This window comes from Lactobacillus acidophilus, from assembly GCF_034298135.1.
Taxonomy (GTDB): Bacteria; Bacillota; Bacilli; order Lactobacillales; family Lactobacillaceae; genus Lactobacillus; species Lactobacillus acidophilus.
The window spans coordinates 808,718-820,748 of record NZ_CP139575.1; the positions used below are offsets into that span (position 1 = coordinate 808,718).

General features: G+C 34.5%; 6 protein-coding genes and 1 pseudogene. All 7 read right to left on the reverse strand.

All coding sequences use genetic code 11. From position 1 onward, the window contains the following. Positions 1 to 99: 99 nt before the first annotated feature. Positions 100 to 8,052 (reverse strand): mucin-binding protein, encoded by a 7,953-nt coding sequence (locus SO785_RS03625; RefSeq protein ID WP_025079756.1) that lies wholly within the window; start codon positions 8,050 to 8,052, stop codon positions 100 to 102. A gap of 487 nt (positions 8,053 to 8,539) precedes the next feature. Then, a pseudogene (locus SO785_RS09625) lies at positions 8,540 to 8,766 on the reverse strand (transposase domain-containing protein); the annotation flags it as partial. A 57-nt stretch (positions 8,767 to 8,823) separates the two neighbouring features. Next, a complete protein-coding gene (locus SO785_RS03630) occupies positions 8,824 to 9,864 on the reverse strand; it encodes an LPXTG cell wall anchor domain-containing protein (RefSeq protein WP_003547208.1) in 1,041 nt (346 codons plus the stop codon). A 156-nt stretch (positions 9,865 to 10,020) separates the two neighbouring features. After that, complete coding sequence (locus SO785_RS09605) at positions 10,021 to 10,221, reverse strand: hypothetical protein (protein ID WP_157950737.1); 201 nt, start codon at positions 10,219 to 10,221, stop codon at positions 10,021 to 10,023. Positions 10,222 to 10,270: 49 nt separating this feature from the next. After that, positions 10,271 to 10,537 (reverse strand): hypothetical protein, encoded by a 267-nt coding sequence (locus SO785_RS09630; RefSeq protein ID WP_425604250.1) that lies wholly within the window; start codon positions 10,535 to 10,537, stop codon positions 10,271 to 10,273. Positions 10,538 to 10,584: 47 nt separating this feature from the next. After that, positions 10,585 to 11,469 (reverse strand): mucin-binding protein, encoded by an 885-nt coding sequence (locus tag SO785_RS03635; protein ID WP_003547206.1) that lies wholly within the window; start codon positions 11,467 to 11,469, stop codon positions 10,585 to 10,587. Then, positions 11,429 to 11,986, reverse strand: coding sequence for a mucin-binding protein (locus SO785_RS03640; protein WP_003547204.1), 558 nt, complete (start codon positions 11,984 to 11,986; stop codon positions 11,429 to 11,431). The genes SO785_RS03635 and SO785_RS03640 overlap by 41 nt, the downstream gene beginning before the upstream one ends. Between the last annotated feature and the right edge of the window lie 45 nt (positions 11,987 to 12,031).

The following is a 12,031-nucleotide window of genomic DNA, read 5'->3' on the forward strand; positions in this document are numbered from 1 at the left end:
AATCTATTCATTTCAATATTCAACTCTCGTATTGATTATAAAAAGCCACATTATTAATTCAGATAAAATAATAATGTGGCTTTATTTAATATTTTTTAATTATGATTTTTTCTTCTTAACACCTGATAATCCGATTAAACCTATCATTCCTGCCGTTGCTCCTAGAATTGCAGCTGCACTGTCATTCTTTTCACCTGTTTGTGGAAGCTCTGCTTCAGGAGTTTGTTCATTCTTAACTACAGCAGCTGCAGTTGGAACAGTCTTATCTTCCTTTTCTGGAGTGTTATTGCCCTTAGCAGTAGGTGCCTTTGGTGCATGTGGAGCTGGAGCTGGTCTGTCTGGTTCTTCCGGCTTTTCACCATGTGGTGCTGGAGCCGGTGTATCTGGCTCATTCGGTGTTACCGGTACATCTTCTCCGTGCGGTGTTGGAGCTGATGTATCTGGTGTTGTTGGAGTACTTGGCTCATTTGGAGTTACCGGTATATTCGGCGTTACTGGCGTAGTTTGTGGTGCGTATGGTACTGGCGTATCCTTGCCTGGATCGCTTGGAGTCACCGTTGGCACACTTGGCTTGTAACCTGGGATAGTTGGTACCGGTTCATTTGGCACTACCTTAGTTGGATCATTCGGATCGGTTGGGTAGGTTGGCGTTGGTACGTTTGGTATTGGCTTACCATTTGGATCTACTGGAATAATCTTTCCGTTGGCTGTGTAGTTTACAGTTACGATCTTATTCAAGTCCTCTGGGGTAATTGTAGTATTACCTGCAGTACGCTTATCTGCATGGTAGCCCTCAACCACTGGGGTATCTACATTGCCAAATGTATGACTGGTTACATTCCAAGCACCGGTACTAATTACCTTACCAGTTACATTATCAACTACAGCTGTTCTAGTAAAGGTAAAGCTTTGTACATTATCCTTAGGAGTATTGTTTCCTGCCCCAGTATAATGAATAGTTTGAGTACCAGTCTTACTCAAGTTATCCTTACCGGTTGTATCTGGCCACTTAGGTCCATCTGGATCGTTAGGGTTAATTGGTTCACCTGGCTTACCTGGTTTATCAGGTATTACAATAGTTGTTCCATGCTTCAAGATAACTGTGTAAGTCTGAATGGTGCTGTCATCATTATCAAATGTCACACCATCTGGAAAACCATTATGAACCAATACATATCCTTTGTTTTCAAGATTTTTGATTGTATCAGAAGTATTATAGTCTACCTTGTCTCCTGCTTTACCAATCAAATTTCCTGAACTAATAATTACTTTGTTACCTTCATCAGCATCAATGTAATTTACTACAGCTTTTTGATCTGTAATTGGATTTCCTGGAGTATATGGAACTAGAGTATCCGTAGTAGGATCTCCTGGTGTTACTGTTGGAGTATTTGGTGTGTATCCTGGAACTTTTGGTACCGGTTCATCAGGTATTACCTTAGTTGGATTTGTTGGATCATTCTTGTAACTCGGAGTTGGTGCATCTGGAATTGGTGTAGTACCATCTGGACCTACCGGTACAATATTACCAACTTTCTTGTAAAGAACTGTAAATACACGATTACGTTGATCTTCACTAGATTCACGAGTAGTAGTAAATCCTCCGGCCATGTATTTTCCATTATTGTTAGTATAGCCAGAAACAGCTACGTAACCGGTAATTACTGGAACATCAACAACAGGAAAGTCTGTGCTTATTGCATTCCAAGTACCAGTTTGAACCTTCGCACCAGTTACTTCATCATAAGCATCACCTGTATAAGTAAATGTAAATTCTTGCAATTCAGATTTATGTAATTCATTACCTTCATCATCTACATACTTAACGATCTGCGAAGCTTTAACTTCTTGCTGCTCACGAATCACCTGACCATTCTTAGCATAAACCACAGTAGTTTCGCTTGTTGGATTATCAACAGTTACTGTAACACCATCAACCACGATTTTATCTGCATGATGGCCATCAATCGTTGGTGAGAACACATTATTAAACTTATGACTTTCAGGAGTCCATCCCCTATCATCGATCACTTGACCAGTTACATTATCAAATACAAGTGTATGAACAAATGTAACATTTTGAACATTATCATCAGCTGCCTTATTTCCATCAACGTAAACGTAATGAATAGTTTGATTACCTTGTTTAGTCAATCCCTTAGTGTCAGTATCGCTTGGCCACTTAGGCCCGTTGGGATCATTTGGATTAATTGGTTCACCTGGCTTACCAGGCTGATCAGGAGTAATCGTGGTTGTTCCATGCTTCATGTGGACTGTTATAGTAATATTTTGATCAGCAACAATTTCTGCTGGGACATTACCATCTGTTCCTACATATACATACCCCTTATTAATCAAGTCGGTAATATTTTTGTTAGTCGTGTAATCGATCCTAGTACCTTCATCTTGTACTCCAGAGTTATAACCAACATCTGGAATAGTTTGATTACTGGTGTCATCGTGGAAAATTACTTGTATTGAACCTTGAATTGGAGCATATGGAACCGGAGTATCTTTATCAGGATCTGTTGGTGTAACTATTGGCGTGCTTGGTCTATAGCCAGGAATAGCTGGCACTGGTTCATCCGGCACTACCTTCGTTGGATCTGTTGGATCTGTTGGGTACTGCGGCGTTGGTACATTCGGAATTGGATTGCCAGCTGGATCAACTGGAATAATTTTACCATTTGGTGTGTATCTTACTACCAGCATCTTGTTCAAATCATCTGGTGTAATCGTTGTACCACCAGCATTCCGTTTATCTGCATGATAGCCCTCAACTATTGGAGTATCAACATTACCAAATGTATAACTAGTTACATTCCAACCACTAGTGCTAATTACTTCACCAGTTACTTTGTCAATCACAGCGGTTCTAGTAAACTCGAAGTTTTGCACGTTATCTGTTGGAGTTTTACTACCTGCTCCTTCATAATGAATTGTTTGAGTACCAGTCTTAATCAAGCTATCTTTTCCAGTTTCATCTGACCACTTAGGTCCATCTGGATCATTCGGATTAATGGGATCGCCTGGTATTCCTGGTTTTTCTGGGGTTACAGTTTGTGTACCATGTTTTAATACCACCGTGAATATTTGAGTAATACCATCATCATCATCAAAAGTTACTCTAGTTGGAAAGCCATCATAAATCAACACATATCCTTTATTAGTAAGATCTGTAATTGTTGGTATAGTTGTATAATCAATCTGCTCACCTGGTTTTCCAATTAAATCACCTGAAGAAGTGATCACTTTGTTTTCTTCATCAGAATCAATATAATTTACTACTGCTTTTTGATCTACAATTGGAGTTTCCGGAGTATATGGAACTTCAACATCTTTACTCGGATCACCTGGAGCTGGATCAACTGCGTCACCTGGTTTTCCAGTTTCAGGATGATATCCTGGTACATATGGCTTTTCTCCTGGAATTACCTTAGTTGGATCATTTGGATCGTTAGGGAAATGTGGAGTATCAATACCCGGAATCTGATTCCCTGATGGATCAACTGGTATTACTTTACCAATTTGTTTATAAGTAATAGTCTTTTCAATATCATTTTGAGTTACAGCAGTTGCCGGAACATTAGCTTGATCAGCATAGTAGCCATTCACTACTGGAGTATCTACTTGATCGTAAGTGCTTTTTTCATCACTTGGAATTGTCCAATCAGTAGTAAATTCTCCATCTGGAACAACTTCATTAGTCACGACATCCACAGTAACAGTACGAATCCATTTAGAAGTTTGAACTTGATCAGCAGGAGTCTTATCACCCGCGCCAACATAATGAACCGTTTCTTTAACAACCTTTTCAACTTGATTTATATCTACACCATGTTTGTCTGGAGTATCCGGTCCAATTGGAATCACTTGGTGATCATAGTATACATTTACCGTTGCATTTTTAGTATCAGCATTAACAATATATTCAGCTACAATTGCAGCTAAACTACTATCTTCGAACCGTGGTGCCTTATATCCATTTGTAGTTAAATCAGGTGAATTCACACTTTCCCAAATTCCATCAATAATCCAATTATTATTAAGAGTGTACATCTTACCATCTTGGCTCACTGTACCATAGCCAATCACCTTGCCAGTTGAATCCAAAATTTCAGTTCGATACATACTTACAGTTTGTTCAACTGGATTAGCTAGGATCAAGTTGATTGGGATTTTTTCATCTGTTTTACCATCTAAATAATTAATTATTCTAGTTACATTTTTAGTATCAGTCTTGCCTGTATGATAAGTTGCTCCCTCATTGTAAATAACATCAACTGTTAAGTCATGTGAATTATTAGTGTTTACTTCATAACTCGTCACACTACCATTACCGGCACTATAGTTACCAGGAGTTACTGAAACAAAGTTATATGTAGATCCATTATAATCAATTGATGGTTTGGCAGCAGTTTCAGCAAATGTATAAGAATTACCACTTTGAGCACTATCGCCATCTACTGAATAAGTCCAAGTGAGTTGACCGTTTTGATCTACAATATTACCACTTGCATCAACGGTTACTAAGTTACCTGTCACTGTATCAATTGTGCCTGAACCTGTAAAGACAACCGTCGAAGTAACAGAGTCAGCAATTATATTGCCAGCAGTGTCAATATAATTGATTGTCCGAGTTACTGTCTTTTGCAAATCTTCCTTAGTATACTTATCAGTTGGCTGATCAGGGTTGACTGGATTGGTACCATGCTTCATATGAACAGTAATTAGGGTTGCATTATTAGGTATAGTTGTTGGAATCACACCATCTGTACTTACATATACATATCCTTGTTTTTCTAAATCACTAATATTTTGTGCAGTTGTATATGTAACTGGTGTTCCTGCTTCCTCTGTCCCTGAATTAAAACCAACACTTGGGATAGCATCGTTAGTCGTATCATCGTAAAAGATTACTTGAACAGAACCCTTTTCTGCTTTCTTGTAAACAACGATCGTTTGATAATTGTCCGGAATACCAGTAATACCTTGATTTCTATACCCAGCTGACAATTGACCATTTTGCACCACATCATTGGCTGCATCAAACACAAAATTAGCTTTTACAGTTTGACCATCAGCACCTAAAGTTACACCCGGTGCATTAGTTGATTGAATAGTAATAATATATCCTTCTTTTACTGGGGAAGTCACAGATGCATATGGATCAGTCACTTTTTGTCCTTGATCATTAGTGTACGTCCAACCAGAATCTTGAGTTACTGAGTAGCCACTTCTAATATAATTCAAGGTCTCATCAGCAGTATGTCCTAAGGCATAGTCTTGAATTGTTTTAATTTGTTCAGAAGTTAGATCAAGAGTTAAATCACGTGCTAAATTCAAGTTTTGAGTCACAACTAATGGTTGACTATCGGCACCCATAACTGGTGTTCCATCTTCATATACATAACTAATAGTATTAGTATGTGTTCCCTTAATCTGAGTAGAAGTTTCATGTGGAATCCAAATTTGATGACTTGCACGCATAGTTGAAATACCGTAAGCAGGACTATTTTGTAAGTTCACTAAAGTCGGATCAGTCTGATTGTCACGGATTTGGTTAGCACGAATTCCACTTGTGAAACCATTACCGCTAATTGAAACATCAGAATTAGCTCCATTATTGAAAATATCTTGTGAAGCAAAACCATTTTTATGGAATTCTACACTATCTACATCAGTCCAAATTTGTTGGGCACCATCTGATTTAATCTGTTGGTAAACAACATAGTTAGTACCACCAATACTTAAAACACCTTTAGTACCACCCATATAAATCAAGTTAGCAGTATATTTTTCAGAAGTAGAATTAATAGCTACCCCACCAACTCCAGCCATCCAGCCAGTAGTCTCACCACCAGCTGAATAACGTTGTAGGTTAAGAAGCAGCGGATCTTGAATATCAATCCGTGAATTTGCAGCTCCTAATGGGAAGGAAATCAATTCTGCATAGAAGTTAGTGTTATCATCACGAATGTCAATAATAGCACCTTTTTTGGAAGTAAAGGCAGCATTTGTTGTTGCCAACTGTGAATCTAAAGAAATAACATCATCCCAAGCATTGTCGCCACGATTTTCCATGATTACTCTAAAAGTTGCATCTTCACCAATAGTAATATTTCCTGCTTCATTTACACCAATATAGTTATAACCCTCATAACTACCTGATGGACCAACTACAACACCAATAGCATTAGTGGTATTCTTACCTACTGAATGGAAATACGTTACTGCATGATCAGCAATATTAATATTACTATTATTTGCTAGATCAAGAGCAACACCACGTCCTTTATTTTCAAAGTGGACATTGGCATATTCACCAACGTTAAAATTAGAATTATTACCCAAAATAACTCCATCACGACCGGTAAAGTTTAAAGTAGAGTATTGACCCAAATTAATTTGACCCGCACCATTCGCGCGATCACGAGTATATCCACCAAAACGATCATTATCTGTTACGTTAGGTCTCAGACCTGTCATCGCAATTCCTTGACCAATACTGGTGTTTAGAGTCACTACAGACTTATATCCTGTAGTAAAACTACCATTACTTTCAGCAAAAATACCTGCATCATGGTAACGAGCAGTAGCTCCTGTGCCCAATTCATTATTAGTATTCATATTAATAGTTAATTGGCTATAATTACCAACATTAACAATACCATTACTTAACAAATGGATACCATCGCCAACAGATGAGCGATTAATTGTTAGTGAAGCATTATCATCGACATTAACAGTACTTGATTGAATGTTATATCCTTTAGTTTGAGTCCAATTCACCTTAACACCAGGAGTTGCTTTTTCAGAATTGGTAAGCGTATAACCATTAGATTCATTAACATTAGAAATAACATCCCCTTTAATATTTACTGTTCCATTACCCATAATTGAACCATTAACAGTAATATCCTCAAGAGTTAAAGTAGAATTATTAATAATTGCATTTTGATTTAAATTTAACTTTGCATTATTAGTTCCCTTAATAGTAAAAGCACGATTAATAGTTAAATTACCAAAAACATAAATATCACCATCGATATTTACTCCGCTTACACTATAATTGCTAACAGCTCTTTGAAGATCATTATAGTTATTAACAGTAGTGTAATTATCTGCATTTGGACTCGCTGCAACAAGGGTAGCTGTCCTAGCCATTGCCTCTAATTGTTTAGTAGGATCAGCATTTTTACCTGCCATTGTATCGCTAGAATTAGATTGATTTAGCAATATTTGATTACCTTGAGTTAAATTAGCCTTTAATACTTCATCGCTTAAATCTGGTGAAAGATCATCAATATTTAATTTAGAACTAGTATTGTTACTAGAATTAACCGTAGTTTTTCCTTGCTGACCAATTTGATCAATTAAAGGCGAACTTTCATAAAACTGTGTATTTGAATCAATTAATTCTGCTTGTGTATCAGCTAAATTAGAATTATTTACATTAACATCATTATTAGTACTATTATCTACAGGGCTTTGAGTGGTTACATTCGTAGATGTATTTTCTGATGAATTGCCAGTTTGCTCAACTGGTGTAATATTATCTGTTGTTTGAGTTTTATTTTTTTCAACATCTGTTTTTTGTTTATTTTCAATTATTTCTTGTGATTCAGTTTGACCATAAGATGTTTCAGCATGACTGTTATCAGTGTTTGTTTTAATATCAGCGTCTACATTTTCATTTTTTATAATTTCATCATTTATTTTATTAACACTTTTTTGATCATTTTGTGCAGATACATCATTTGCTGCATTAATATCTTGTTGAGCACCTTCACTTGATGATTGATTTTGTTCAACAATCACTTTTTCTACATGATCAGTTGAAGCGGATTCATTACTTTCTAAATTTGTTTTAGGTTGATTGTCATCAATATTAATTTCATCAGCATGAACTGTGCTAGTAGGAATACTAATCCACAAAGTAGTTCCTAAAAGAACTGAAACGGCACCAACAGATAGTGTACGAATCCCATGATGCTGTTTGCGCTCTGAAGTTGCTTCCATTCTCTTAATGCGATTATTTTTAGAAATCATTTTTCATGCCCTCCGATTTCCTGTATACTTCGGATGATTAATTCCTTATCACCCTTATTACATATCCGATAAAACAGTTAAAATTATATTTTCAGGCATTTAAACATAAATTTTATATATCCATATCTTTTAATTTTGTACAAAATTTAATAATTGTGGTCATTTATAACAAATGAGCGCAATAAACAATAACACTTTCAGTCTTACTGATAAGCTCAGTATATCATGTAAGCGCTTATAAGAATTTGCTAAAGATTTTATTCATAAAATTTATCGTTATTTTTTAAATTAAGCTCATTTTATCTAAAAATTATAAATATTTAGTCTATAGCTATAATTATTGCAGTTTTCTTACCATTATTTTTATTAGCTCCACCAATAGTCAGTTTCATTCTTTAAAGTAGCTAACTTTTTGTAAGCGTCAGATAACGAAGTATATTGAAAAGCCGATCTAGGTGATTTCCTAGGTCGGCTTTTGTCGTGTCTTCTATTTACATATCTTTTGAATTTCTACTTGCCATGGCAAATAAGCTTTCAGTGCTTCCAGTTTAAAATTCCCTCGTTAGGCAGTTTTTAAAGCAAATAATTTAAGTATTTTTCTGGGTCTAATTCATACCTCTTAGCTGTTTCGATCAAGCTTAAAATGATGCTGCTTGTCTGTGTGCCTTCAAAGCTTTGAAAAAACAGCCAATTCTTGCGCCCCATAACTTTTGACGCTTACTACCTTACTACTATTCTTCATTTTTTCTAAAACCAGAAATAAGCTATTACTTATTTCATCTTCTTTTTACGTCTAACGACTAAACCATTTAACCCCAACATGGAAAGTAAAATACCCATCCATGGTAGATATTGATTATTTTCACCAGTTTCAGGTAATATTTTTGTACTATTTTTAAATGATATTTTCTGGCGTAATTTTATATTTTCAACTTTATTAACTTTTTTATCTTTCTCAGTGCTATTTGGAATCCGATCATTTGTTATTAATTTTTTCGAAGATTCATATTTGTTAAACTGAGTAATATTGGCATTACTTATCACTTTATGATGGTTTTTATATGATTGTGTCTTCTTATCTGACCGTTTATCTGGTACTTCCGCCTTACCTAATGGTGCATTAAATATATCATCATTTTGATTTAATCGTTCATATTGACTATTATTATCTTCTCGATCTTTTTCTGACAGAAAATTATCAAGACTCGAGTTAGTATTAATAACATCGTCATGTGAATCCGTTGGTGAATCATCAGAAAGTTTGTCAGCAACATATTCAATCACTAAATCATCATAGTGGCTATTTACATTTGGTATCTCATAATTAACTTTTTCCAAATTAGCCTTATAGCCCTGATATTTAGGCACTAGATATTCTGTTAGCCCATTTTTATCCAATCTCCACTTCAAATAATGAATATCTCCGGTAGCTTCATCAACTTCCGCATCCCTAGTAAAATTAGCTATTTGCACCCTAGTCTTTACTTCACCATTTGGCAAATTGATAATGATCTTTCTTGTAATAGTTTTATTCAGATCTTCTTTTTTCACTCCATCTGGATAATGTGCATCAGTATTATGAGGTAAAACATCATCAGTAGTTTTTGGATCATCAGCTTTTACCACTGTTTTTGCATGTTTAATATGAATTTGTGTAATCCCACCATTAATTTGGATTTTAGTTGGTACTTCTTGATCTGATAAAATCCATCCTTTTGGATAATTTATGGTAACATCTTGTTTTTCTTGATCTTTTCCAACAAAAGTATCTTCACTTATAACTTCACCATTTTCACCTACGTATTGAATCAACTCAGTATTCCATAAATCAAAAGAAGCTTGATTTTCAAAATCTATTAAATAATTAGGATATAATTCTTGAATCTTTTCTTGTGCAACTTTTTTTAATTCAATTGAATAATTACCTGGAATATTATTATTTTTATTAAGGTATAAATAACTTCGATCTCAGTTCAAATCTGATAGTTGACGCATTTCTGAACCTATTTGAATTGCATATTTATTTAAATCAAATTGATTACCTTGTTGTTGCGTATCATAACCAACCAGTTTAACCGTTGCAGTAGCTGGAGAAATTGTATAATCTAGGCTATTATTGTCAAATTTAAAATTATAATTATCATTCTGACTATTTAAAGCAGATATTATTTTATTATTTAATTTGACAGTATATTCACCAACATTTTAGGAACTTTATTTAATTGGACACCATTTTGATACCAATCAAAATCATCAAACGATAATTCTGGAAGCTTAAATTCATTATTTGAAACTGAAATATATTTTTTAAGTCAGAAAGTGATAAAAATTGACTATATTTGTGGGCTATTTTCCCATCCAAATTTACATGAGCAACATTTTCTATGTAATCTATTACAATAGTTTGATTTTTAGTATCAACAGAAACATTTTCTTTAACAATTTCTAGTTTATCCGGAGTATAACCTTTAATTGTTGAAGGAATAAATGCATCCCATTTAGTATCCGAGTCAGATTTCCATGCACCATAACTTAATTACCATCTACTAAATCCTTATCTATAATTCTACTAAATGTTACAGTTTGAACAATTTCAGATTTATCTAATCCTGGCAAGTTAGTAACGATGGTTCGTGTAACTGATTTAGATTCGTCATCTTGTACATGCTTATGCCGAACATGAACTTCAATTGGGATTTGATTCACAGCATTAAAAGTATAATTCCCTGATATCTTACCACCAGCAGCTAAATCATAATTTTCTGGTATAGTTACTTGCCATGCAATACTCTTCCCAGTTTTACCAGTAAACCCAACTGTATTAATTTGGGATCCATGGCTTTCATCATCAATTATCACAATTTTATTATTTTGAATATCAGCCGTATAAGTAATAGTTATATTTTCACTCTGTGAATCCGGAGTTACAGTCATCTTTCCAACTGAAGAAGTTGCAGTATAACCAAATATTTTGGGTATATCTATAGCATTAAAATCTTGCGATATCTTATCCCAGTTACCATAAACTTCTTCCCCAGTTACTTCATCACGTTGATGAACTCTTGTAAAGATAGCTGTTTGCGATACTTTAGCTACACTACCATCGGGATTCACAATATTAACATTGCGAATTATTTTATGGATATCATTTTCTTGATCTTCTAACTTATGACCAATTCTAATTACAATATTTTTATTATCTTTTGCCTTAAATGTATATTGCAATGGACTATCTTGACCAGAGATAGCTATCCAATGGTCTGGTACTGAATAACTGACATTAACTGTTTGATCAGTATTCCCCTTCAATAACATTGATGAAACTTCACTACCTTTTTCATCAACATATAGAATTTTAACTTGTTGAATATTAGCGCTATAAGTGATGACTATATTTTGATCTGTTTGACCAATCATTATATTTTACTTTACCAGTAACATTATCTATCATGGCATTACGGTAAATTCTAGCAATTTGTTTAATTGTTTGTACCTTTTTATCAGGTTCATATATTGTAATTTTACGAGTGATCACCTGATTCAAATCATTTTGATGAGCACCACTAATTGTTTGACCTGTAATAGTCTTACTATTTAACTCAACTGGCTTGTCATGAGTAACCTTAGTAAAACTATGTTCAATTGTTAACTTGATATCAGCTATTGGCGTTCCAGTAAAGTGAATAGTTGCTGGAATTTTTTCATTATCGAGCAATTTCCAACCATTAGGTACATTAGAATTAACATTTACAGTTTGATCTGTTTGACTACTAACTTTATCAATTCTAACCACTTCATCATTCCTATCCGTATAGATGATATGCATATACTGATTATCGGCTACATAAGTGATATTAACTACAATATCAGCTGTATCACTAGTTACTTCAACTGCATTAATTGCAGCTACTTTATTATCTGCACCAAAGATCATATTTTTTATCTCTATAATTCATTGGTTTCATTATAACTAACATTT

Bases quoted from the DNA above. Each gene is read 5' to 3' on its own strand.
- SO785_RS03625 (WP_025079756.1), bottom strand. From the start codon at position 8,052: ATGATTTCTAAAAATAATCGCATTAAGAGAATGGAAGCAACTTCAGAG.
- SO785_RS03635 (WP_003547206.1), bottom strand. From the start codon at position 11,469: ATGATTGGTCAAACAGATCAAAATATAGTCATCACTTATAGCGCTAAT.
- SO785_RS03640 (WP_003547204.1), bottom strand. From the start codon at position 11,986: ATGATCTTTGGTGCAGATAATAAAGTAGCTGCAATTAATGCAGTTGAA.